The following is a 22,339-nucleotide window of genomic DNA, read 5'->3' as shown; positions in this document are numbered from 1 at the left end:
ATCAGTTTGTTGCGGCACCTTGTCGTTTCGCAGGCGTCCTTACACCTGAAACCAGCAACACCCTCCTAGACAACCAACGATCCGATTCCTCGGGTCTCTAAAAGGAACAGGAGAAACTCCCCATGAGGAACAACACCATCACGACACGCTCCCGCCGGCTGCTGATAGGCTGCGCCACCCTGGCCAGCATCGGTTTCGCCAGCCTCACCCAGGCCGATACCCTGGAAAAGATCAAGGACAGCAGCAGCGTCCGCATCGGCTATGCCAACGAAACGCCCTTCGCCTATACCGCCCTCGACGGCAGCGTCACCGGCGAATCACCGGAAATCGTGCGCAAGGTATTCGAGCGCATGGAGATCGACACCATCAAGCCGGTGCTCACCGAATGGGGTTCGCTGATTCCCGGCCTGCGTGCCGGACGCTTCGACCTGATCGCCGCCGGCATGTACATCACCCCGGAGCGCTGCAAGCAGGTGCTGTTCACCGATCCGCACTACCGCCTGCTGGACACCCTGCTGGTAGCCGAGGGCAACCCGAAGAACCTGCGCAGCTACGAGGACATCGCCAACAACCCCGACGTGAAGATCGCCATCATGTCCGGCACGGTGAACCTCGGCTACGCGCGCAAGGCCGGCATCAAGGATTCGCAGATCCTCCAGGTTCCGGATACCACGTCCCAGTTGCAGGCCGTTCGCGGCGGCCGCGCCGACGCCGCGATCGGCACCCAGCTGACGATGAAGGGGTTGGCTGAGAAGGCCGGCGACGATGTCGAGGCCATCGCCGATTTCAAGGACGATCCGGCCCGCGCCGGTTACGGTGCGCTGGCCTTCCGCCCGCAGGACAAGGCGCTGCGTGACGCGGTCAATGCGGAACTCAAGCAGTGGCTGGGCAGCGAGGAGCATCTGAAGACCATCGAGCCATTCGGCTTCGATCGCTCCAACGTCACCGACAAGACTGCCGCCGAACTCTGCGGCGCCTGAAGCCCGGCGGGCGGCTGGTCGGTGCCGCCGACCGCTGTCCCGCCTGTGAACGCTGACCAAGGCTGTGCCGCCGCTGGCGCAGCCTTGGTCAGCGCTCCGGACAACCGGATAGCGCCATCATGATCGAATTGCTACCCCTCCTGCTGCAGGGCGCCTGGATCACTGTCAAGGTGACCTTGTTCGGCGCGCTGCTGGCCATTGCCTGCGCGCTGATCGGCGCGCTCGCACGACTGTCGCCGCTGGCGCCACTGCGCTGGATCGCCATCACCTATATCGAAGTCTTCCGCGGCTCTTCGCTGCTGGTACAGCTGTTCTGGCTGTATTTCGTACTGCCGATGCCACCGTTCAACATCGAGCTGAGCGCGTTCGCCGTGGCGGTGGTCGGCCTGGGCCTGAACATCGGCGCCTACGGGGCCGAGGTGCTGCGCGGCGCGATCCGTTCGGTGCATCAGGGCCAACACGAGGCCTGCCAGGCACTGAACATGACAGCGGCCACCCGCATGCGTCGGATCATCCTGCCGCAGGCGCTGCTGGCGGCGATCCCGCCGGGAACCAACCTGCTGATCGAGCTGCTGAAGAACACCTCGCTGGTATCGCTGATCACACTCTCGGACCTGGCCTTCCGCGCCCGCCAGCTGGATCAGGCGACGCTGATGACCATGGAGATCTTCGGCCTGGCGCTGCTCATCTACTTCGTTCTGGCCCAGGCGATCAACTTCGGCATGCGCCAGCTGGAACGCCGGCTGGCCCGCGGACGTATGCGCGGAGGCCTGTCATGAATTTCTTCGACTGGCAGTTCGCCCGCGAGATCCTGCCGCGCCTGCTGGATGCCTCGCTGACCACCATCGGTATCGCGCTGGCCGGGTTCGCCATCGCCGTGGTGCTCGGCCTGTTCCTCGCCATCGGCCGACGCAGCCGCAAGCGCTGGCTGTCCTGGCCGCTCACCGGACTGATCGAGTTCATCCGCAGCACGCCGCTACTGATCCAGGTGTACTTCCTCTTTTACGTGTTTCCCAACTACGGCCTCAGCCTCAGCGCCATGCAGGCCGGCATCATCGGCATTGCGCTGCATTACGCCTGCTACACCGCCGAGGTCTACCGCGCCGGCCTGGATGCCGTACCACGCTCGCAGTGGGAAGCGGTCACCGCGCTGAACATGCGGCCCTGGACCGCCTACCGCGACGTCATCCTGCCGCAGGCATTGCGTCCGGTGCTGCCGGCCCTGGGCAACTACCTGATCTCGATCCTCAAGGACACGCCGGTACTGTCGGCGATCACCGTGGTGGAAATCATGCAGCGGGCCAAGAACATCGGCTCCGAGAGTTTCCGCTACCTGGAGCCGATCACCATGGTCGGCCTGTTTTTCCTCATTCTCAGCCTCGGCCTCGCCTGGTGCGTGCGCCGCCTGGAAAACCGCATGGAGCTGGCCCGATGAATACGCTGCTCAATTCCGCCGACGCGGCGAACCGTTCACCTGCACAGACCACCGCGGCGCAACCGATGGTGCGCTTCGCCGGCGTGGCCAAGCGCTATGGCGAGCTGACCGTACTCGATGGCCTCGACCTGGAAATCGGGGAAGGCGAGAAGGTGGCGATCATCGGCCCCAGCGGTTCGGGGAAATCCACCCTGCTACGGGTGCTGATGACCCTGGAAGGCATTGACGAAGGCGTGATCGAAGTCGACGGCGAGCCGCTGACGCACATGCCCGATGCCGGTGGCCAGCTGGTCCCCGCCAACGCGCGCCACCTGCGACGGGTGCGCGGCAAGGTCGGCATGGTGTTCCAGAGTTTCAACCTGTTTCCACATATGAGCGTTCTGCAAAATGTCGTGGAAGCGCCGGTGCAGGTGCTTGGCCTCGGCAAGGCCGAAGCACGGGAACGGGCCGAGGAACTGCTGGCGATGGTCGGCCTGGAGGACAAGCTGGAGCATTTCCCGGCACAGCTGTCCGGCGGCCAGCAGCAGCGCGTCGCCATTGCCCGCGCACTGGCCATGCGGCCGAAGGTGATGCTGTTCGACGAAGTGACCTCGGCGCTGGACCCGGAGCTCTGCGGCGAAGTGCTGAACGTGATCCGCCGCCTTGGCGAGGCCCATAACCTGACCATGCTGATGGTCACCCACCAGATGGGCTTCGCCCGCGAGTTCGCCGATCGGGTGTGCTTCTTCCATCAGGGCAGGATTCACGAGCAGGGCAGCCCGGAAGAGCTGTTCAACAACCCCCAAGAGGAGCGCACCCAGGAGTTTCTCAGCGCCGTGAACGAAGCCCATTGACCGCCACACGACTGTTACACATTGCCCGCAAGATACAGGCGTAACAGCCAGGACCAATGGCGTATGCTGGCGGCCTTGCCCGGTGAATGCTTTGCACTAAAGTGATGAAACCACTGGACGCCACGTACCACTCAAGGCCAAAAGATGCTCGAATCGCTGGAAAAGATGCTCTCCCAAGGCATGGACAATCCGATGCTCCGCTTCGGGCTTGGCAAGGGCTACCTGGACGCCGGACAGCCGGGCAGGGCAGCCCAGCATCTGCGCCGCTGCGTCGAACTCGACCCCAGGTACTCGGCGGCCTGGAAGCTGCTGGGCAAGGCGCTGCAGGCCGATGGCGACAAGCAAGGCGCGCATCATGCCTGGGAGCGCGGCATCGCTGCCGCGATTGCGCATGGTGACAAGCAGGCTGAAAAGGAAATGAGCGTATTCTTGCGCCGGCTCGACCGGATTACCCCCGACTGAGCCGGCCAGTAGTCAGTTTTCGCGCACGAATCGCAGGCCGACTCCTTCGGCATCCACCCGCATCACCACCATCCGCAGTTCCGGCGCCGGAGTGGGCAGGTCCTGGACCTGGCCGGCCACCACGTCGCCGGGATGCAGCACCACCAGCTCCGGATGACGGACGTAGACGCCGCCATCGGATAGATCGCGGGTCTGAGCGAAGACCTCGCCAACGACCGGATGCGCAATGCGGATGCGGCACGTCATATTGGTACGCGGATGCTGTCTCTGGTTTTGCATGCGCTCGTCCCTGCTGTCGTTTGACCCCGATCAGTACCAACGCTTCTCGCCGGCGGGGCGCTTCTTGAAGCGCTTCATGGTCCACATGTACTGGCTGGTATAGGCGCGGACGTACTTCTCGATCATTGCGCTCATCGCCGCTACGCCAGTTTCCACATCTTCGCTGTACATCGCTTCCGGTGCCGCTTCGAGGATCACCTTGTAGCCCGAACCGTCCTCCAGGCGCAGCGCATGGAGAAACACGCCGACCGCTTTGCCACCGGCGAGCATGCCCGGGACGAACTTGCTGGTCAGCGCCTGGGTAGCGAAGAAGGGCACGAAGATGCCACTTCCCTGGCTCGGCTCGGGGTCCGCCGGAATACCGACCGCGCCACCACGGCGAACCTCCTTGATGACACTGAGGATGCCCTCTTTGGTCGAGGGCGCGACGCGATTGCCCAGTTGCACGCGCTGGCGTTGCAGCAGCTCGTCCACCGCCTTGAGCTTCGGTGGCCGATAGAAGATGACCGGCTTGCACTGCGCGCAGTAGAAGTGGTTCAGCACCTCCCAGTTGCCCAGATGACTGGTGATGCCGACTACCCCCTTGCCCGAAGCCAGCGCCGCTTGCAGGACTTCGAGGCCTTCGACCTCCCTGACCAGCCCCAGAGTCTTTTCCGCCGGCCAGATCCAGGCGCAGGCACTTTCGGTGAAGGTCATGCCGGTCTCGCGCAGGGTGCGGCCGAGCAAGGCATCGAGCTGCGCCGGATCGAGTGCGGGGAAGCACTTGTGCAGGTTGATCCGCGCCACCTCGCGGGAACGGTTCGGCAGTTTCCACATCAGCCAGCCGATCGCCGAACCCAGGCCCTGCACCATACGCCAGGGCAGCCGGGCAAAGAGTCGCAGGGAACCGACGACCAGGGCACCTTTGAGCTTTTCCACCACCGCACTCCGAAATGTTCAGGTCGCCTAGTCTACCTGCAACCGCCCTCGCCTTTCAGGCGCAGCAGCGGCAACGGCACACAGCTGGCAGCCCAGCCCTGCAACGGCTCAATCGACGCCGGCCAGTTCGGCATGCCGCTCGCAGTCGGTCAGGTGGTCCATGACCAAGCCGCAGGCCTGCATGTAGGCGTAGCAAATGGTCGGGCCGACGAAACTGAAGCCAGCCTTCTTCAGCGCCTTGCTCATCGCCTCGGCCTCGGGCGAGACCGCCGGGACCTGATCGAGGCGCTCGAAACGATTGATCTTCGGTACGCCGCCGACGAAGGACCAGACGAAGCCTGCCGGATCGTCCAGTTGCAGCCAGGCGCGGGCATTGCTGCGTGCCGCCTCGAGCTTGCGGCGGTTGCGGATGATGCCCGGGTCCTGCATGCGCTCGTCGATCTCGGTGTCGCTCATGCGCGCCAGCCGCTCGGCATCGAAGCCGAACAGCACCTGCCGATAACGCTCGCGCTTGCGCAGTACGGTGATCCAGGAAAGACCGGCCTGGAACGCTTCGAGCAGAAGAAATTCGAATAGTACCTGCCGATCGCGGGTCGGCACGCCCCATTCGCGATCGTGGTAATCGATGTACAGCGGATCGCTGCCGCACCAGGCACAACGTGGCATGTCGTCCTCCATGTACAGATCGCCTCGGATGGCCGAAACCATCGCAAGCGCGACCATGCGGGGGGTATACTTCGAGGCTTTCTGTCGAAGCCCAGCACAGGTGAAATTTTGAGCCAGACTACGCCTGCCGTGCGCACCTTCCAAGACCTGATCCTCGCCCTGCAAAGCTACTGGGCCGAGCAGGGTTGCGTGGTCCTGCAGCCCTATGACATGGAAATGGGCGCCGGTACATTCCACACCGCCACCTTTCTGCGCGCCATCGGTCCCGAGACCTGGAACGCCGCCTATGTCCAGCCTTCTCGCCGCCCGGCCGACGGCCGCTACGGCGAGAACCCCAACCGCCTGCAGCACTACTACCAGTTCCAGGTCGTGCTCAAGCCCAACCCGGACAACATCCAGGACCTGTACCTGGAGTCGCTGCGCCGCATCGGCGTCGACACCTCGGTGCACGACGTCCGCTTCGTCGAGGACAACTGGGAATCGCCGACCCTCGGCGCCTGGGGCCTGGGCTGGGAAGTCTGGCTCAACGGCATGGAAGTCACCCAGTTCACCTACTTCCAGCAGGTCGGTGGCGTCGAGTGCTACCCGGTCACCGGCGAGATCACTTATGGCCTCGAACGCCTGGCCATGTACCTGCAGGGCGTCGATTCGGTCTATGACCTGATCTGGGCCGATGGCCCGTTCGGCACCGTGACCTATGGCGATGTGTTCCACCAGAACGAGGTAGAACAGTCGACCTACAACTTCGAGCACGCCAATGTGCCGAAGCTGTTCGAACTCTTCGATTTCTACGAGAGCGAAGCCAACCGCCTGATGGCCGCCGAGCTGCCGCTGCCCGCCTACGAGATGGTGGTCAAGGCCTCGCACACCTTCAACCTGCTCGATGCCCGCCGCGCCATTTCGGTTACCGCGCGCCAGCAGTACATCCTGCGCGTGCGCAGCCTGGCGCGTTCGATCGCCCAGAGCTACCTGCTGGCCCGGGCCAAACTCGGCTTCCCCATGGCCACCCCCGAACTGCGTGACGAAGTGCTGGCCAAGCTGGAGGCTGCAGAATGAGTGCACTGGATTTCCTCGTCGAACTGGGTACCGAAGAGCTACCACCCAAGGCGCTCGCCAAGCTGGCCGAAGCCTTCTGCGCCGGTATCGAGAAGGGCCTCAAGGATGCCGGCCTGGGCTTCGCCAAGGCGCAGGCCTACGCCGCGCCGCGTCGCCTGGCGGTGCTGGTCGAACAGCTGGCGACCCAGCAACCCGATCGCAGCATCAACCTCGACGGCCCACCCATGCAGGCCGCCTTCGACGCCGAAGGCGAGCCGACCCAGGCCGCCCTGGGCTTCGCCCGCAAGTGTGGCGTCGACCTCGCGGAGATCGATCGCAGCGGCCCGAAACTCAAGTTCAGCCGCACCATCGAAGGCCAGCCTGCCGCCCAGCTGCTGCCAGGCATCGTCGAGGCCTCGCTGAACGACCTGCCGATTCCCAAGCGCATGCGCTGGGCCGCGCGCAAGGAAGAGTTCGTCCGCCCGACCCAGTGGCTGGTGATGCTGTTCGGCGAGCAGGTGATCGATTGCGAGATCCTCGCCCAGCGTGCCGGCCGCGAATCCCGCGGCCACCGTTTCCACAGCCCGGGTCCGGTGCACATTTCCAAGCCTTCCAGCTACCTGGAAGACCTGCGTGGCGCCCATGTGATCGCGGACTTCGCCGAGCGCCGCGATTTGATCGCCAGGCGCGTCGGGCAGCTGGCTGGCGAGCAGAACGGTACGGCCATCGTGCCACCGGCGCTGCTCGACGAAGTGACCGCGCTGGTCGAATGGCCGGTGCCGCTGGTCTGCTCGTTCGAGGAACGTTTCCTCGAAGTGCCGCAGGAAGCGCTGATCACCACCATGCAGGACAACCAGAAGTACTTCTGCCTGCTGGATGGCAGCGGTAAGCTGCTGCCGCGTTTCATCACCGTGGCCAACATCGAATCGAAGGACCCGGCGCAGATTGTCTCCGGTAACGAGAAGGTCGTGCGTCCACGCCTGACCGACGCCGAGTTCTTCTTCAAGCAGGACAAGAAGCAGAAGCTCGACAGCTTCAACGAGCGCCTGAAGAACGTGGTCTTCCAGGCCCAGCTCGGCACCGTCTATGACAAGGCCGAGCGCGTCTCGCGCCTGGCCGGGCTGATCGCCGAGCGTACCGGCGGCGACAAGCAGCGCGCTGCGCGCGCCGGCCTGCTCTGCAAGTGCGACCTGGCCACCGAAATGGTTGGCGAGTTCCCGGAGATGCAGGGTATTGCCGGTTACTACTACGCCCTCAACGACGGCGAGCCGGAAGACGTGGCGCTGGCGCTGAACGAGCAGTACATGCCGCGCGGTGCCGGTGGCGAGCTGCCGAGCACGCTCACCGGCGCGGCCGTGGCGGTGGCGGACAAGCTCGACACCCTGGTCGGCATCTTCGGCATCGGCATGCTGCCAACCGGCTCCAAGGACCCCTACGCCCTGCGCCGTGCTGCCCTCGGGGTGCTGCGCATCCTCATCGAGAAGCAGCTGGACCTGAACCTGGTCGAGGCAGTGAACTTCGCCATTGGCCAGTTCGGTACGCAGGTCAAGTCGGCCGGCCTCGCCGATCAGGTACTGGAGTTCATCTTCGATCGCCTGCGCGCCCGTTATGAAGACGAAGGCGTCGACGTCGCCGCCTACCTCTCGGTGCGTGCCGTACAACCCGGTTCGGCACTGGACTTCGACCAGCGCGTACAGGCCGTGCAGGCCTTCCGCACGTTGCCGGAAGCCGAGGCACTGGCCGCGGCGAACAAGCGCGTCTCCAACCTGCTCAGCAAGTTCGAGGCGAAGCTGCCGGAAGCGGTCGAGCCGCGCTGGTTCGACAACGCCACCGAGTTCTCGCTGTACTCGGCGATCCAGCAAGCCGAACAGGCGGTACAACCGCTGGCCGCGGCGCGCCAATATCGCGAAGCGCTGGAACGCCTGGCGCACCTGCGTGGCCCGGTGGATGCCTTCTTCGAAGCAGTGCTGGTGAACGCCGAAGATGCTTCGGTGCGCGCCAATCGTTATGCCCTGCTGGCCCGGCTGAGAGGATTGTTCCTTGGCGTTGCCGATATTTCCGCACTTGGCTAAGCCCGTGAAACTGATCGTGCTGGACCGCGACGGGGTGATCAACGAGGACTCCGACGAGTACGTGAAGTCGGTGGAGGAGTGGATCCCCATTCCCGGCTCGCTGGAAGCCATCGCACGGCTGTGCACGGCCGGCTGGACGGTGGCGGTGGCCACCAACCAGTCCGGTGTCGCACGCGGCAAGTTCGATCTGAGCACCCTCGGCGACATGCATTTCAAGCTGCAGCAACTGGTGATGGAGCAGGGCGGGCGCATCGACCTGATCGTGCACTGTCCGCATGGCCCGAACGATGGTTGCGAGTGCCGCAAGCCCAAGCCGGGGATGTTCCGCAGCATCGCCGAGCATTTCGGCCTGGCGGATCTGCAGGGCGTGCCGGTGGTGGGCGACAGCCACCGTGACCTGCATGCCGGCATGCTGCTCGGCGGCGTGCCCTATCTGGTCCGGACCGGCAAAGGCCTGCGCACGCTGGAAGGGACCTTGCCACCGGGCACCCAGGTCTTCGATGACCTGGCCGCTGTTGTCGATCATCTACTCGAGAGTTCTCGATGAGCCTCCTGTTACCCGTTCGTATCGTCCTGTTCTATTTTCTGCTGGCGTTCACTGCGTTTGCCTGGTGCCTGGTGAGCCTGGTCTGCGCACCGTTCATGGGCTTTCGTACGCGCTACCGCTTCGTGGTGCAGAACTGGTGCCGCTGCGCCGTCTGGCTGGCCAAGACGCTGGTCGGGCTGCGCTACGAAGTACAAGGCACGGAGAATATCCCGGAGCGCCCCTGTGTGATCCTCGCCAAGCATCAGAGCACCTGGGAAACCTTCTTCCTCTCGGCCTACTTCGAGCCGCTGACCCAGGTACTCAAGCGCGAGCTGCTGCGGGTACCGTTCTTCGGCTGGGCGATCATGCTGCTCAAGCCGATCGCCATCGATCGCGACAACCCCAAGGCGGCGCTGAGACAGGTTGCCAAGCAGGGCCACGAGCGCCTGGAGCAGGGCGCCTGGGTGCTGATCTTCCCGGAAGGTACTCGCGTACCGGTCGGCCAGCAGGGCAAGTTTTCACGCAGCGGCGCGGCACTGGCGGTCAATGCCGGTCTACCGATACTGCCCATCGCTCATAACGCCGGCCTGTTCTGGCCCAAGGCCGGTTGGGGCAAACGACCCGGTACGATCCAGGTGGTCATCGGCCCGGCGATGTACGGCGATAGCGAAAACCCACGGGCCATTGCCGAGCTCAACCAGCGTGCCGAGGAGTGGATCAACGCGAAGGTCAGCCAGCTTGAAGCCCAGGGGCGGCCAGTCGCCTAACTTCGGTATCTGCCCCACCACACGAGGCTCGTATGCAGCAGATCCCCAACCATCAACTGGTCGCCGAATGGCTGCGCCTGCTCGATGGCTATCCAGTCGAAGCCGCCGTCGCGCTGCAGGCCGTAGCCGCTGCAAGGTGCGAGGAACTGGCTGAGCACTTCTATTCGCAAATGCTCGCCGATCCCCACTCGGCCGGTTTTCTCTCCCACGAACAGGTCAGGAGCCGTCTTGGCCAGTCAATGCAGAAGTGGATCGTGACGGTGTGCTCCTCGACGGCGCACGGTGACCTCGACACGGTGGTCGACCTGCAGCGCAAGATCGGTGAAATCCATGCACGCATAGAGATTCCGGTCAGCCTGGTGCTGCGCGGTGCTCGATTGCTCAAGGGCCGTCTGCGTCAGCTGCTGGAGCAGCGCGATCTTGATGAGCCGGTGCGCCGCAAGGCGGCGCGCATGGGCGCCGACCTGATCGACCTGGCAGTGGAGATCATCTGTTTCGCCTATTCGCAGTCCCATGACCGCAATTCCCGGGCGGAGGAAGCCTATCGGCTGTTCTCCGTCTCGCAGAACATCGGCGTCGAAAAAGAACGCCAGCGGGCCGCCCTGCTGGACTGGGAGAATCAGCTGATGTTCGACCTGGCCATCGGCAATCTGAACGGAGCCCTGCCGCAGCTGGCCGGTTCCGAGTTCGGCCTCTGGTTTCGTCACAAGGCCTCTTACGCTTTCCAGGGCTCTCCGGAAAGCGCGAGCATCCTCGCCTATATCGAGCAGATCGACGAGGAGCTCAAGTCCATTGCCCTGCTGCAGGATGTCAGTGGCCGCCTGACGAAGCTGCATCAGATCCGTGAGCAGACTCGCTCGATCAAGTTTCTTCTCGATAGTCTGTTCGAGCAGGCCAACGATCTGGAAGCCGGTCGCGACGTCCTGACCCGTCTGCTCAATCGAAAATTCCTGCCGGTGGTAATGGCCAAGGAAGTGCTCTACGCCCGCCAGTCGAACAACACCTTCGGCGTGCTCGCCATCGATGTCGATCACTTCAAGCGCATCAACGACACTCACGGCCACAGTGCCGGCGACCAGATACTGCAGCAGGTCGGGGCTCTGCTCGCCGGTAATACACGTGGCGGCGACTATGCCTTCCGCCTAGGCGGCGAGGAGTTTCTGCTGGTGCTGGTTGATATCGATGCCGACAAGGCGTTCGCTGCCGCAGAGAAAGTGCGCGAACGCATCGCTTGCGAACGTTTTCGGTTGTCCAGCGGCGAGGTACTTCAGACTACGGTCAGTATTGGCATGGCCGTACATGACGGGCATCCCGACTACGAGCGCCTGCTGCAAAACGCCGACAAGGCGCTGTACCGGGCCAAGCACAATGGCCGCAATTGCTGTGTGCTGCACCACCACCACTGATCTTCAGTAGCCCACACCTAGCGCAAAAAAGGAAAGGGGAGCAGACACAAGTCTGCTCCCCTTCTTTTTTGCCGTCCGATCAGGCCGGTGCGGAGGTGCGGATCAGGTGATCGAAGGCACTCAGCGAGGCCTTGGCGCCTTCGCCCACGGCGATCACGATCTGCTTGTACGGCACCGTGGTCACATCGCCGGCGGCGAACACGCCGGGGATGCTGGTCTGGCCCTTGGCGTCGACGATGATCTCGCCGAAGCGCGACAGCTCCAGGGTGCCCTTGAGCCAGTCGCTGTTGGGCAGCAGGCCGATCTGCACGAAGATGCCTTCCAGTTCGACGTGGTGGGTTTCTTCGCTGGCGCGGTCCTTGTAGACCAGGCCGGTGACTTTCTGGCCGTCGCCCTTGACCTCGGTGGTCTGCGCCATCTTCAACACGGTGACGTTGGGCAGGCTGTTGAGCTTGCGCTGCAGCACGGCGTCGGCGCGCAGTTGCTCGCCGAATTCCAGCAGGGTGACATGGGCGACGATGCCGGCCAGGTCGATGGCCGCTTCCACACCGGAGTTGCCGCCGCCGATCACCGCCACGCGCTTGCCCTTGAACAGCGGGCCGTCGCAGTGCGGACAGTAGGCGACGCCACGGCCACGGTATTCCTGCTCGCCGGGCACGTTCATTTCGCGCCAGCGCGCGCCGGTGGCGAGGATCAGGGTCTTGGCCTTGAGCTCGCCGCCGTTTTCGAACTGCACGCGGTGCAGCCCGTCGTCGCCGGCCGGGATCAGCTGGCTGGCGCGCTGCAGGTTCATGATGTCGACGTCGTACTCGCGCACATGTTCTTCCAGCGCGCGGGCCAGTTTCGGGCCTTCGGTTTCCTTCACCGAAATGAAGTTCTCGATGGCCATGGTGTCCAGCACCTGGCCACCGAAGCGCTCGGCCGCGACGCCGGTGCGGATGCCCTTGCGCGCCGCGTAGATGGCCGCTGCGGCACCGGCCGGGCCACCGCCGACCACCAGCACGTCGAAGGCGTCCTTGGCCTTGAGCTTCTCGGCGTCACGGGCGCTGGAGCCGGTATCGAGCTTGGAGAGGATCTCTTCCTCACTCATGCGACCCTGGGTGAACAGCTCGCCGTTAAGGTAGATGCTCGGCACGGACATGATCTGGCGGGCTTCGACTTCGTCCTGGAACAGCGCGCCGTCGATGGCGACGTGCTTGATGTTCGGGTTGAGCACGGCCATCAGGTTCAGCGCCTGAACCACGTCCGGGCAGTTCTGGCAGGACAGCGAGAAGTACGTTTCGAAGCGGTAGTCACCGTCGAGCGCCTTGATCTGCTCGATCACCTCGGGTGCGGTCTTCGACGGATGACCGCCGACCTGCAGCAGGGCCAGCACCAGCGAGGTGAACTCGTGGCCCATGGGGATGCCGGCGAAACGCAGGCTGATGCTGCCGCCGATGCGGTTGAGCGAGAACGACGGCTTGCGTGCATCGTCGCCGTCGGTCTTCAGGGTGATCTTGTCGCTGAGGCCGGCGATGTCCTGCAGCAGGCTCAGCATTTCCCGGGATTTTTCGCCGTCATCGAGGGACGCGACGATCTCGAAGGGCTGGGTGACCTTCTCCAGGTAGGCTTTCAACTGGGTCTTGAGATTGGTGTCCAACATTGACAAATGTCCTCGTGAAATATTTGGCCCTCAGGGCCCGGCAAGGTGATGAATCTTCGATGAAGCAACCTTACTCCGAGCAGGGATGATTTCGAAATTGATTAAACCAGTCGGGCCGATTTAGACAGCCTATCTTCGAAGATAAAAAACCCCGATCCAGAGGATCGGGGTTCTGTTTGTTGCCCTGGTCTGAAACGGAAATCAGAAGTCCAGGTTCGATACCGCCAGTGCATTGGTCTCAATGAACTCGCGGCGCGGCTCGACAGCATCGCCCATCAGGGTGTTGAAGATCTGGTCGGCAGCGATCGCATCCTCGATCGTCACCTTGAGCATGCGCCGTACGTTCGGGTCCATGGTGGTTTCCCAGAGCTGCTCAGGGTTCATCTCGCCCAGTCCCTTATAGCGCTGGACGCTGTGTCGGCGAGTGCCTTCGGTCATCAGCCAGTCGAGCGCTTCCTTGAAGGTCGTCACCGGCTTCTTGCGTTCACCGCGCTGCACGTAAGCACCTTCCTCGAGCAAGCTATTCAGCTTTTCACCAAGGGCGGTCACGGTGCGGTAATCGTTGCTACCGAAGAAATCACGGTTGAACGTGACGTAGCTAGCCAGGCCGTGCGAACTGATTTCCACCTCGGGCAACCAAAGATGGCGTTCCTTGTCTTCACGCAGGCTGAGATTGTAGATCAGCCCGGAGCGCTCGCCGCCCTTCAGCAGCGTACTGTATCGCTCCAGCCAGGCCTGCATTGCGGCGTGATCAGCCAGCTGCTCGACCGGCACGCGCGGCAGGTAGATGAAGTGTTCGGTCAGTTCCTGCGGATACAGGCGAGACAGACGCTGCAAGGTCTTGATAACCGTTCGGTAATCGTTGACCAGCCTCTCCAGAGCCTCACCGGCAAGACCGGGGGCATCTTCGTTGACATGCAGACTCGCGTCTTCCAGAGCCGACTGGGTGAGGTATTCCTCCATCGCCTCGTCGTCCTTGATGTATTGCTCCTGCTTGCCACGCTTGACCTTGTAGAGCGGCGGCTGTGCGATGTAGACATAACCCCGCTCAATCAACTCCGGTAACTGGCGGAAGAAGAAGGTCAGCAGCAAAGTACGGATATGCGAACCGTCCACATCAGCATCGGTCATGATGATGATGTTGTGGTAACGCAGCTTGTCGATGTTGTATTCGTCTCGGCCGATACCGCAGCCCAGCGCGGTAATCAGCGTACCGACCTCCTGGGAGGAGATCATCTTGTCGAAGCGTGCCTTCTCGACGTTGAGGATCTTGCCCTTGAGCGGCAGGATCGCCTGAGTCTTGCGGTTCCGGCCCTGTTTGGCCGAGCCACCCGCAGAATCACCCTCCACGATGTAGAGTTCGGAGAGCGCAGGATCCTTCTCCTGGCAATCGGCGAGTTTGCCCGGCAGACCGGCAATATCCAGCGCCCCCTTGCGGCGGGTCATTTCCCGAGCCTTGCGCGCTGCTTCGCGAGCACGGGCGGCATCAATCATCTTGCCGACTACGGCCTTCGCTTCGTTGGGATGTTCGAGCAGGAAGTCGCCGAAATATTTCCCCATCTCCTGTTCCACGGCAGTTTTGACTTCCGAGGAAACCAGCTTGTCCTTGGTCTGGGAGCTGAACTTCGGATCCGGCACCTTCACCGAGATGATCGCCGTCAGGCCTTCACGGGCATCGTCACCAGTAGTGGCGATCTTGTGCTTCTTAGCCAGGCCTTCCTGTTCGATGTAGTTGTTCAGATTGCGCGTGAGCGCGGAGCGGAAGCCGGCCAGATGGGTACCGCCGTCGCGCTGGGGAATGTTGTTCGTGAAGCAGAGGATGTTCTCGTTAAAACTGTCATTCCATTGCAAGGCCACTTCGACACCGACGCCGTCATCACGCTGGACGTTGAAGTGAAACACCTCGTTGACGGGAGTCTTGTTGGTGTTGAGGTAGGTGACGAAGGCGCTCAGTCCCCCCTCGTATTTGAACAGCTCTTCCTTGGCCGAGCGCTCGTCACGCAGGAAGATACCAACGCCTGAGTTGAGGAAGGAGAGCTCACGCAGGCGCTTGGCCAGGATGTCCCAGCTGAAGTGGATGTTCTGGAAAGTCTCGGCAGACGGCTTGAAATGAATCTGCGTGCCTGAGGCATCGGTTTCACCCACCGCTGCGAGCGGTGCCTGCGGCACACCATGGCGATAGAGTTGCTCCCAGACTTTGCCATCTCGGCGAATGGTCAGCAGGAGCTCTTCGGATAGCGCATTGACCACTGAAACGCCCACGCCGTGCAAGCCGCCGGAAACCTTGTAGGAGTTGTCATCGAACTTACCACCGGCATGCAGAACGGTCATGATGACTTCCGCTGCGGACACGCCTTCTTCATGAATATCCACCGGGATGCCGCGACCGTTATCCCGCACACTGATGGATTCATCGGTATGGATAGTGATGGAAATGTCACTGCAATAGCCGGCCAGCGCTTCGTCGATCGAGTTGTCGACGACTTCGAAGACCATGTGATGCAGGCCAGTGCCGTCGTCAGTGTCACCGATGTACATGCCGGGACGCTTGCGCACGGCATCGAGGCCCTTAAGCACCTTGATGCTCGACGAATCGTACGTGTGGTTTTCGCTCATGCCTTCACTCCCGAGGGGCCGTGGACTGGGGAAATCTGCCCATGTTCCACGTGAAACATTGAGACCGGCGTCTGTTCGCGCCAGCCTTCTTGCAAAACATTAGAATCCACGCAGGTGATGAACACCTGACAGTTCAGTTGTTCAAGCAACCTGCATAACGCCAGCCGATGCTGCGCATCCAGTTCGGAAGGCAGATCATCGACCAGATAAATACACTGCCCACGCTTGGCCTCGCTCACCAAATGGCCCTGGGCAATACGCAGTGCGCAAACCACCAGCTTCTGCTGGCCGCGAGACAGCACCTCGGCAGCATTGTGGTTTCCCACCTTCAAGCGCAGATCGGCGCGCTGGGGGCCCGATTGGGTGTGGCCTAATGCACGATCCCGTTCCAGCGAGGATGCAAGCACTTCGCCTAACGATCGGTCCTTGTCCCAGCCACGGTAGTAACTAAGCTGCAAACCATCGAGTTCGAGCAGTGCATGCAACGTCGTCTCGAACACCGGCTTCAGGGCCTTGATGTAATCCCGGCGATAGCCATCAATCTCATCGCTTGCCAGCGCCAGTTCACGGCTCCAGGCGGCTTGCGAAGCGCCGTCCAGTGTACCATGACGCAACCACGAGTTCCGTTGCCGCAAGGCTTGTTGAAGGCGCTGCCAGGCATTCAGGAATCGATGTTCCACGTGGAACACCCCCCAGTCGAGAAACTGGCGGCGCAACTTCGGTGCGCCTTCGAGCAGACGAAAACTGTCGGGGTTGATCAGCTGCAATGGCAAGGTATCAGCCAGCTCGGCCGCAGATCGGACGTTCTGTCCATTGATGCGAATCTTGACCTCTCCGCTCCGGTCCCGAGCGATGCCAAGCGCGCAACTATGTTGATCGGCCAGCTGTACCTCTCCGAAAACGGTACAGGCAGACTGCTCGTAAGCGATCACTGGATTGAGACGGATGCTACGGAAGGAACGCGCAAGGCCAAGCAGGTGGATGGCTTCCAGCAAGCTTGTCTTGCCACTGCCGTTATCGCCGAAAAGAATATTGATGCGAGGGGAAGGAGACAGCGTCACCGGGCGCAAATTGCGTACCCCGGTGACGGAGATACGGCTGAGGGACATTTAAAAAGGACGTTACAAACGCATGGGCATGACGACATAGGCGGAGTCGTCATTGTCGAACTCCTGCACCAGCGCGCTGCTGTTAGCATCGGAGAGAATCAGGCGGACCTGATCGGTCGTCATCACACCAAGGACATCCAGCAGGTAGCTGACATTGAAGCCGATTTCCAGCGAGCCACCGTTGTAATCAACCACCACTTCCTCCTCTGCCTCCTCCTGCTCGGGGTTGTTTGCCTGAATCTTCAACAGGCCATTTTCCAACTGCAGACGGATACCGCGATATTTCTCGTTGGAAAGAATCGCCGTGCGACTGAAGGCTTCGCGCAGGAGTTGGCGATCACCCACTACCAGCTTGTCACCGCCACGTGGAAGAACGCGCTCATAATCGGGGAACTTGCCATCGACCAGCTTGGAGGTGAAGGTGAACTCACCCGTGTTCGCCCGAATGTGATGCTGGCCCAGCACGATGCTGACTTCGGCGTCCTGGTCGGTGAGCAGCCGAGCGAGTTCGAGGATGCCCTTGCGCGGAACGATCACCTGGTGGCGATCAGGCTGCTCGATACCGGCCTGCATCGAACACATCGCCAGGCGATGGCCGTCAGTGGCCACCGCACGCAACATGCCGCTTGAAACCTCGATGAGCATTCCGTTGAGGTAATAGCGAACATCCTGCTGAGCCATGGCGAAACTGCTGCGCTCGATGAGCCTGCGCAGCTTGCCCTGTTCAACACTGAATGACAGCGAACCCGGGCCTTCTTCCACGGTAGGAAAGTCATTGGCGGGCAAGGTCGACAGCGTGAAGCGGCTGCGCCCGGACTTGATCACGACCTTCTGATCGTCCAGCCGAACATTGATCAGCGCGTCGCTGGGGAGGCTCTTGCAGATATCCATCAGCTTGCGCGCCGGGACGGTGATCTCGCCCGGCTCGGCGGCGTCCTCCAGCGTAACGCGCCCGACCAACTCGACCTCGAGATCGGTGCCGGTCAGCGACAGCTGCTGGTCCTGCACGACGAGGAGAACGTTGGAGAGCACAGGCAAGGTCTGCCGCCGCTCGACGACGCCAGCAACCAGCTGCAGGGGTTTCAACAGGGCTTCGCGCTGAATGGAGAAATGCATGGTCTGGTCCCTTGCCTAAAAAATGGGTCGCACTCAGGTTGTCAAAGTTCGCAGCAAATTCTTGTAATCTTCACGGATATCAGCATCCGTTTCCCGCAATTCAGCGATCTTACGGCAGGCGTGCAACACCGTGGTGTGATCTCGCCCACCGAACGCATCACCGATTTCCGGCAGGCTGTGGTTGGTCAGCTCCTTGGACAACGCCATCGCCACCTGACGTGGACGAGCCACGGAGCGCGACCGTCGCTTGGACAGCAGATCGGAAATCTTGATCTTGTAGTACTCGGCCACGGTGCGCTGGATATTGTCGACGCTGACGAGCTTATCCTGCAACGCCAGCAAGTCCTTCAGGGACTCACGAATCAGCTCGATGGTGATGTCGCGCCCCATGAAGTGAGCATGTGCGATGACCCGCTTCAGGGCGCCTTCGAGTTCGCGCACGTTGGAACGAATCCGCTGCGCGATGAAAAACGCCGCATCATGGGGCAGATCCACCTTCGCCTGATCAGCCTTCTTCATCAGGATAGCGACCCGGGTTTCCAGTTCAGGCGGCTCGACCGCGACAGTCAGGCCCCAACCAAAACGCGACTTGAGACGCTCCTCCAGCCCGTCGATTTCCTTCGGGTAGCGATCACTGGTGAGAATGACCTGCTGACCACCTTCAAGCAGCGCATTGAAGGTGTGGAAGAACTCTTCCTGCGAGCGCTCTTTCTTGGCAAAAAACTGGATGTCGTCGATCAGCAGCGCGTCGACAGAACGATAGAAGCGCTTGAACTCATTGATGGCATTGAGCTGCAGCGCCTTGACCATGTCGGCCACGAAGCGCTCGGAATGCAGGTAGACCACCTTGGCATTCGGGTTCTTCTTCAACAGGTGATTGCCCACCGCGTGCATCAGGTGAGTCTTGCCCAGCCCGACGCCGCCATAAAGAAAAAGCGGGTTGTAGCCGTGCTTGGGATTATCGGCTACCTGCCAGGCGGCAGCGCGCGCAAGTTGGTTGGACTTGCCTTCGACGAAATTTTCGAAGGTAAAGGTCCGATTCAGATAACTGGTGTGCTTGAGGCCACCTTCGACTTGCACGGTGCGTTCGACCCGGGGTTGCTCGGGCTCGCTGGTATCGGCAGACAACGGCTCGAAACGCGGGGCCTGCGGCTGCGCAGCAGGTGCGGGCGTAGTCGAGACCACAGGTTGCGGCTGAGCACGAGCAACAGCAGCAGAAGGCAGTGCTGCTGCCGAAGTGCGCTTGCTTCCAATTAGCAGAGAGAGCGATGGGGCGAGGCCCGTCGAGCGCTCTGACAATAGCTCAAGCAGGCGGGACACATACTTCTCGTTAACCCAGTCGAGCACGAAACGGTTAGGCGCGTAGACACGCAGCTCATCCCCCTCGGCCTCCACCTGCAGTGGGCGAATCCATGTGTTGAATTGCTGGGCAGGTAGCTCGTCGCGCAAAAGCTCCACACACTGCTGCCAAAGTTCCACCGACACGGAAACTCCTATCGACATCGTCGAGGTTAAACGGCCGGTATTGTAGCTGGGCGAGGTGTGGTTATCCACAACAACAGGAAAACGAAGGCCAACCGAAGCATGTCAACGAATGTGTGTCTGTAAACCACACGACGCCATACAAAGGTTGTGCATAACCCAGCCTGAGCAGGGTGGACGAGGCTGTTGAAAAGCGGAGCACGACCGCGCTTGTGGATATCTAGGCATTTCATCCCCAGCTTGTGCAGAAGCCCTGCACCGGACCGACACCGCTTTCCCACCACCTTTCCAATACGGTATATGCCAGTAACCGCGGGGCCTGTGGCGATCTATCCACAGAATATGGCGAGACCATCTATAAGCACTACATCTTAAAAGCTTATATTTCTTCTCTCTTATATTTTCTGCTAGCAGGCCGCGGCCAGGAAATTGACCTGGCTCGCTAGCTTCTCTACAATCGCCGGTCTCTTAAAAGGGGGCTATTCCGGCCCGCAATGGATCACCAGGTAAACGCACCATGAAACGCACTTTCCAACCCAGCACCATCAAGCGCGCTCGTACCCATGGCTTCCGTGCCCGTATGGCCACCAAGAACGGTCGTCAAGTCCTGGCGCGTCGTCGCGCTAAAGGCCGCAAGCGTCTGACCGTCTGATATCGGAACAGGTAGTGAGTCGGGGCTTCGGCCGGGAAAAGCGTCTGCTGACTCCCCGCCAATTCAAGGCAGTCTTCGACTCCCCTTCCGGTAAGGTGCCAGGCAGGAATGTATTGCTGCTGGCACGGCAGAACGATCTGCAGCACCCCCGCCTAGGGCTGGTGATCGGCAAGAAAAGCGTCAAGCTTTCGGTCGAGCGCAATCGCATCAAGCGGCAGATTCGCGAGACATTTCGCCATCACCAAGTGGAACTGGCGGGTTGGGACATCGTGATCGTCGCCCGCAAGGGGTTGGCTGATCTGGACAATCCCGAACTGGCGCGTCAATTCGCCAAGCTCTGGAAGCGACTGTCACGCAGCCCATCCAAGACCACCGTCGAACCTGGAGCCGCCAAAAGCCCTCATGCGTAAATTGGCCACCGCTTCGATCAAGGTCTACCAGTACGCCATCAGTCCCATGATGGCTAGTCACTGCCGTTTCTATCCAAGCTGCTCCTGCTACGCACTGGAGGCCATCGAAACTCATGGTCTGCTACGTGGCGGCTGGCTGAGTCTGCGCAGGTTGGGGCGTTGCCACCCGTGGAATCCCGGTGGTTACGATCCCGTGCCTTCCCATAACACTTCCAATTCATCTCCGATGGCCGAGTAACCATGGATATCAAACGCTCGATACTGCTTGTATCTCTAGCAGTCGTTGCCTACCTGATGGTTCTTCAGTGGAATCAGGACTACGGTCAGGCAGCACTGCCGACCGAAACCGCGCAAAGCCAGCCTGGCGTTCCTGCGCTGCCGGAAAGCCCGAGCGCATCAAGCGAAGGTGGTGTTGAAGACGTGCCAGCCGTGGCCGGCCAGCAACAGGCCAGCGCCATGCCGAGTTCGGCACCGAGCACCCAGCTCGTTCGCGTCCGTACCGACGTACTGGACCTGGCGATCGATCCGCGTGGCGGCGACATCGTAGAGTTGCATCTACCTCAGTTCCCGCGTCGCCAGGATCGTCCGGATGTCCCGTTCCAGCTGTTCGAGCGCAGCGGCGAGCGCACCTATGAGGCACAGAGCGGGCTGATCGGCGATGGGCCGGACAAGGCCAGCGGCCGTCCCCAGTACAGCAGCGAGAAAACCGACTACCAGCTGAGCGAGGGTCAGGACCAACTGGTTGTCGACCTGAAATATAGCGCTGACGGGATCAACTACATCAAGCGTTTCACTCTCGAGCGTGGCAATTACGCACTGGGTGTCAGCTATCTGATCGACAACCAGAGCGAACAGCCATGGACCGGTTATCTGTTCGGTCAGCTCAAGCGTGACAAGAGCAGCGATCCATCCTCGAGCACCGCTACCGGCACCGCTACCTACCTCGGCGCTGCGTTGTGGACCAAGGAGGAGCCCTATCGCAAGGTTTCCATGGGCGACATGGACGAAAACAACCTGCGCGAAAGCGTCCAGGGTGGCTGGATCGCATGGCTGCAGCATTACTTCGTCACGGCATGGATTCCTCAGCCAGGCGACACCAATCAGGTGCAGACTCGCAAGGATAGCCAGGGCAACTACATTATCGGCTTCACCGGACCTGCCGTCACCGTGCCCGCTGGCGCCCAGGGTGAAACCGGCGCCACGCTGTACGCCGGCCCGAAGAGCCAGGACAAGCTGGAAGAGCTTTCGCCGGGGCTACGCCTGACGGTCGACTACGGCATCCTGTGGTTCATCGCACAGCCGATCTTCTGGCTGCTGGAGAACATCCACGCCCTGCTGGGCAACTGGGGCTGGTCGATCATCGTTCTGACGATCGTCATCAAGCTGGCGTTCTTTCCGCTTTCGGCCGCAAGCTACAAGTCTATGGCGCGTATGCGTGCCGTTTCTCCGAAAATGCAGGCGCTCAAGGAACAGCATGGCGATGATCGCCAGAAGATGTCCCAGGCGATGATGGAGCTGTACAAGAAGGAGAAGATCAATCCGCTCGGCGGCTGTCTGCCGATTCTGGTGCAGATGCCTGTCTTCCTGGCGCTCTACTGGGTGCTTCTGGAAAGCGTCGAGATGCGCCAGGCGCCCTGGATGTTCTGGATCACCGACCTGTCGATCAAGGATCCGTTCTTCATCCTGCCGATCATCATGGGCGTGACCATGTTCATACAGCAGCAGCTGAACCCGACGCCGCCGGATCCCATGCAGGCACGGGTGATGAAGCTGTTGCCGATCATCTTTACCTTCTTCTTCCTCTGGTTCCCGGCCGGTCTGGTGCTGTACTGGGTGGTCAACAACGTCCTGTCCATCGCTCAGCAGTGGTACATTACCCGCAAGATCGAGGCCGCGGCGAAGCCCGCCTGACGCCTCAACCGCCATGCACAAC

General features: G+C 61.5%; 22 protein-coding genes. 14 read left to right on the top strand and 8 right to left on the bottom strand.

Annotated elements, in window-relative coordinates; all coding sequences use genetic code 11:
* The first annotated feature begins 122 nt into the window (after nucleotides 1–122).
* The 5 genes from ehuB to B597_RS32865 all read left to right on the top strand — a co-directional run bounded on the left by ehuB (nucleotide 123) and on the right by B597_RS32865 (nucleotide 3,710).
* The gene (gene ehuB, locus B597_RS32885; RefSeq protein ID WP_003291859.1) at nucleotides 123–980 is read left to right on the top strand and encodes an ectoine/hydroxyectoine ABC transporter substrate-binding protein EhuB; all 858 of its coding nucleotides are present in this window, start codon (nucleotides 123–125) and stop codon (nucleotides 978–980) included.
* 119 nt (nucleotides 981–1,099) lie between these two features.
* Nucleotides 1,100–1,759: an ectoine/hydroxyectoine ABC transporter permease subunit EhuC gene (ehuC, locus tag B597_RS32880; RefSeq protein WP_003291857.1), complete on the top strand. Its 660-nt coding sequence runs from the start codon at nucleotides 1,100–1,102 to the stop codon at nucleotides 1,757–1,759.
* Nucleotides 1,756–2,415: an ectoine/hydroxyectoine ABC transporter permease subunit EhuD gene (gene ehuD / locus B597_RS32875; protein ID WP_003291856.1), complete on the top strand. Its 660-nt coding sequence runs from the start codon at nucleotides 1,756–1,758 to the stop codon at nucleotides 2,413–2,415. Before ehuC ends, ehuD begins: the two co-directional genes overlap by 4 nt.
* Nucleotides 2,416–2,480: 65 nt before the next feature.
* A complete protein-coding gene (gene ehuA, locus B597_RS32870) occupies nucleotides 2,481–3,248 on the top strand; it encodes an ectoine/hydroxyectoine ABC transporter ATP-binding protein EhuA (protein WP_192939418.1) in 768 nt (255 codons plus the stop codon).
* Nucleotides 3,249–3,392: 144 nt separating this feature from the next.
* Nucleotides 3,393–3,710, top strand: a complete 318-nt coding sequence (locus tag B597_RS32865; RefSeq protein ID WP_003291854.1) for a tetratricopeptide repeat protein — start codon at nucleotides 3,393–3,395, stop codon at nucleotides 3,708–3,710.
* A 12-nt stretch (nucleotides 3,711–3,722) separates the two neighbouring features.
* Here B597_RS32865 and B597_RS32860 read toward each other — a convergent pair whose 3' ends face one another.
* The 3 genes from B597_RS32860 to B597_RS32850 all read right to left on the bottom strand — a co-directional run bounded on the left by B597_RS32860 (nucleotide 3,723) and on the right by B597_RS32850 (nucleotide 5,573).
* Nucleotides 3,723–3,989 (bottom strand): PilZ domain-containing protein, encoded by a 267-nt coding sequence (locus tag B597_RS32860; RefSeq protein WP_003291853.1) that lies wholly within the window; start codon nucleotides 3,987–3,989, stop codon nucleotides 3,723–3,725.
* Between the two features lie 30 nt (nucleotides 3,990–4,019).
* Complete coding sequence (locus B597_RS32855; RefSeq protein ID WP_024161906.1) at nucleotides 4,020–4,907, bottom strand: lysophospholipid acyltransferase; 888 nt, start codon at nucleotides 4,905–4,907, stop codon at nucleotides 4,020–4,022.
* A gap of 108 nt (nucleotides 4,908–5,015) precedes the next feature.
* Nucleotides 5,016–5,573 carry a DNA-3-methyladenine glycosylase I gene (locus B597_RS32850; RefSeq protein WP_003291851.1) on the bottom strand — a complete coding sequence of 186 codons (558 nt, stop codon included), beginning with the start codon at nucleotides 5,571–5,573 and terminating at the stop codon, nucleotides 5,016–5,018.
* Nucleotides 5,574–5,681: 108 nt separating this feature from the next.
* On the opposite strand from B597_RS32850, the gene glyQ reads away from it, so the two are divergent.
* Genes glyQ through B597_RS32825 form a run of 5 tightly spaced genes read left to right on the top strand, consistent with a single transcriptional unit; the run spans nucleotide 5,682 to nucleotide 11,379 of the window.
* Nucleotides 5,682–6,629 carry a glycine--tRNA ligase subunit alpha gene (gene glyQ / locus B597_RS32845; RefSeq protein WP_003284253.1) on the top strand — a complete coding sequence of 316 codons (948 nt, stop codon included), beginning with the start codon at nucleotides 5,682–5,684 and terminating at the stop codon, nucleotides 6,627–6,629.
* Nucleotides 6,626–8,680 carry a glycine--tRNA ligase subunit beta gene (gene glyS / locus B597_RS32840; RefSeq protein WP_003291849.1) on the top strand — a complete coding sequence of 685 codons (2,055 nt, stop codon included), beginning with the start codon at nucleotides 6,626–6,628 and terminating at the stop codon, nucleotides 8,678–8,680. The genes glyQ and glyS overlap by 4 nt, the downstream gene beginning before the upstream one ends.
* Before the next feature lie 4 nt (nucleotides 8,681–8,684).
* Entirely contained in the window at nucleotides 8,685–9,227 is a 543-nt protein-coding gene (gmhB, locus tag B597_RS32835; protein WP_003291848.1) for a D-glycero-beta-D-manno-heptose 1,7-bisphosphate 7-phosphatase, read from the top strand.
* The gene (locus B597_RS32830) at nucleotides 9,224–9,973 is read left to right on the top strand and encodes a lysophospholipid acyltransferase family protein (RefSeq protein ID WP_003291847.1); all 750 of its coding nucleotides are present in this window, start codon (nucleotides 9,224–9,226) and stop codon (nucleotides 9,971–9,973) included. Before gmhB ends, B597_RS32830 begins: the two co-directional genes overlap by 4 nt.
* A gap of 32 nt (nucleotides 9,974–10,005) precedes the next feature.
* Nucleotides 10,006–11,379, top strand: a complete 1,374-nt coding sequence (locus B597_RS32825) for a GGDEF domain-containing protein (protein WP_003291846.1) — start codon at nucleotides 10,006–10,008, stop codon at nucleotides 11,377–11,379.
* Between the two features lie 79 nt (nucleotides 11,380–11,458).
* On the opposite strand, the gene ahpF is transcribed toward B597_RS32825, so the two are convergent.
* The 5 genes from ahpF to dnaA all read right to left on the bottom strand — a co-directional run bounded on the left by ahpF (nucleotide 11,459) and on the right by dnaA (nucleotide 19,347).
* Entirely contained in the window at nucleotides 11,459–13,021 is a 1,563-nt protein-coding gene (gene ahpF / locus B597_RS32820) for an alkyl hydroperoxide reductase subunit F (protein ID WP_003294606.1), read from the bottom strand.
* Nucleotides 13,022–13,222: 201 nt separating this feature from the next.
* Nucleotides 13,223–15,637 carry a DNA topoisomerase (ATP-hydrolyzing) subunit B gene (gyrB, locus tag B597_RS32815; RefSeq protein ID WP_003291843.1) on the bottom strand — a complete coding sequence of 805 codons (2,415 nt, stop codon included), beginning with the start codon at nucleotides 15,635–15,637 and terminating at the stop codon, nucleotides 13,223–13,225.
* Nucleotides 15,634–16,746, bottom strand: coding sequence for a DNA replication/repair protein RecF (recF, locus tag B597_RS32810; RefSeq protein ID WP_003291842.1), 1,113 nt, complete (start codon nucleotides 16,744–16,746; stop codon nucleotides 15,634–15,636). Before recF ends, gyrB begins: the two co-directional genes overlap by 4 nt.
* 12 nt (nucleotides 16,747–16,758) lie before the next feature.
* Nucleotides 16,759–17,862: a DNA polymerase III subunit beta gene (dnaN, locus tag B597_RS32805; protein ID WP_003291841.1), complete on the bottom strand. Its 1,104-nt coding sequence runs from the start codon at nucleotides 17,860–17,862 to the stop codon at nucleotides 16,759–16,761.
* A 33-nt stretch (nucleotides 17,863–17,895) separates the two neighbouring features.
* Nucleotides 17,896–19,347, bottom strand: a complete 1,452-nt coding sequence (gene dnaA / locus B597_RS0223295; protein WP_003291839.1) for a chromosomal replication initiator protein DnaA — start codon at nucleotides 19,345–19,347, stop codon at nucleotides 17,896–17,898.
* Between the two features lie 514 nt (nucleotides 19,348–19,861).
* Between dnaA and rpmH the strand changes: the two genes are divergently transcribed.
* Genes rpmH through yidC form a run of 4 tightly spaced genes read left to right on the top strand, consistent with a single transcriptional unit; the run spans nucleotide 19,862 to nucleotide 22,317 of the window.
* Nucleotides 19,862–19,996, top strand: a complete 135-nt coding sequence (rpmH, locus tag B597_RS46360) for a 50S ribosomal protein L34 (protein WP_003291838.1) — start codon at nucleotides 19,862–19,864, stop codon at nucleotides 19,994–19,996.
* 14 nt (nucleotides 19,997–20,010) lie between these two features.
* Nucleotides 20,011–20,406: a ribonuclease P protein component gene (rnpA, locus tag B597_RS0223285; RefSeq protein ID WP_003291837.1), complete on the top strand. Its 396-nt coding sequence runs from the start codon at nucleotides 20,011–20,013 to the stop codon at nucleotides 20,404–20,406.
* Entirely contained in the window at nucleotides 20,399–20,644 is a 246-nt protein-coding gene (gene yidD / locus B597_RS46355) for a membrane protein insertion efficiency factor YidD (protein ID WP_003291836.1), read from the top strand. Before rnpA ends, yidD begins: the two co-directional genes overlap by 8 nt.
* Nucleotides 20,645–20,646: 2 nt before the next feature.
* Complete coding sequence (gene yidC / locus B597_RS32800) at nucleotides 20,647–22,317, top strand: membrane protein insertase YidC (RefSeq protein ID WP_003291835.1); 1,671 nt, start codon at nucleotides 20,647–20,649, stop codon at nucleotides 22,315–22,317.
* Nucleotides 22,318–22,339 lie beyond the last annotated feature (22 nt).

It is taken from the genome of Stutzerimonas stutzeri KOS6 (assembly GCF_000307775.2).
Lineage (GTDB): Bacteria > Pseudomonadota > Gammaproteobacteria > Pseudomonadales > Pseudomonadaceae > Stutzerimonas > Stutzerimonas stutzeri_B.
Note: the sequence above shows the minus strand (reverse complement) of the source record. Positions and strands in the feature narration are given on the sequence as shown.

What these genes read in the sequence shown, in the direction of transcription:
- ehuB (WP_003291859.1), top strand. Translation starts at nt 123, where the DNA reads ATGAGGAACAACACCATCACGACACGCTCCCGCCGGCTGCTGATAGGC.
- ehuC (WP_003291857.1), top strand. Translation starts at nt 1,100, where the DNA reads ATGATCGAATTGCTACCCCTCCTGCTGCAGGGCGCCTGGATCACTGTC.
- ehuD (WP_003291856.1), top strand. Translation starts at nt 1,756, where the DNA reads ATGAATTTCTTCGACTGGCAGTTCGCCCGCGAGATCCTGCCGCGCCTG.
- ehuA (WP_192939418.1), top strand. Translation starts at nt 2,481, where the DNA reads ATGGTGCGCTTCGCCGGCGTGGCCAAGCGCTATGGCGAGCTGACCGTA.
- B597_RS32865 (WP_003291854.1), top strand. Translation starts at nt 3,393, where the DNA reads ATGCTCGAATCGCTGGAAAAGATGCTCTCCCAAGGCATGGACAATCCG.
- B597_RS32860 (WP_003291853.1), bottom strand. Translation starts at nt 3,989, where the DNA reads ATGCAAAACCAGAGACAGCATCCGCGTACCAATATGACGTGCCGCATC.
- B597_RS32850 (WP_003291851.1), bottom strand. Translation starts at nt 5,573, where the DNA reads ATGCCACGTTGTGCCTGGTGCGGCAGCGATCCGCTGTACATCGATTAC.
- glyS (WP_003291849.1), top strand. Translation starts at nt 6,626, where the DNA reads ATGAGTGCACTGGATTTCCTCGTCGAACTGGGTACCGAAGAGCTACCA.
- B597_RS32830 (WP_003291847.1), top strand. Translation starts at nt 9,224, where the DNA reads ATGAGCCTCCTGTTACCCGTTCGTATCGTCCTGTTCTATTTTCTGCTG.
- B597_RS32825 (WP_003291846.1), top strand. Translation starts at nt 10,006, where the DNA reads ATGCAGCAGATCCCCAACCATCAACTGGTCGCCGAATGGCTGCGCCTG.
- ahpF (WP_003294606.1), bottom strand. Translation starts at nt 13,021, where the DNA reads ATGTTGGACACCAATCTCAAGACCCAGTTGAAAGCCTACCTGGAGAAG.
- gyrB (WP_003291843.1), bottom strand. Translation starts at nt 15,637, where the DNA reads ATGAGCGAAAACCACACGTACGATTCGTCGAGCATCAAGGTGCTTAAG.
- recF (WP_003291842.1), bottom strand. Translation starts at nt 16,746, where the DNA reads ATGTCCCTCAGCCGTATCTCCGTCACCGGGGTACGCAATTTGCGCCCG.
- dnaN (WP_003291841.1), bottom strand. Translation starts at nt 17,862, where the DNA reads ATGCATTTCTCCATTCAGCGCGAAGCCCTGTTGAAACCCCTGCAGCTG.
- rpmH (WP_003291838.1), top strand. Translation starts at nt 19,862, where the DNA reads ATGAAACGCACTTTCCAACCCAGCACCATCAAGCGCGCTCGTACCCAT.
- yidD (WP_003291836.1), top strand. Translation starts at nt 20,399, where the DNA reads ATGCGTAAATTGGCCACCGCTTCGATCAAGGTCTACCAGTACGCCATC.
- yidC (WP_003291835.1), top strand. Translation starts at nt 20,647, where the DNA reads ATGGATATCAAACGCTCGATACTGCTTGTATCTCTAGCAGTCGTTGCC.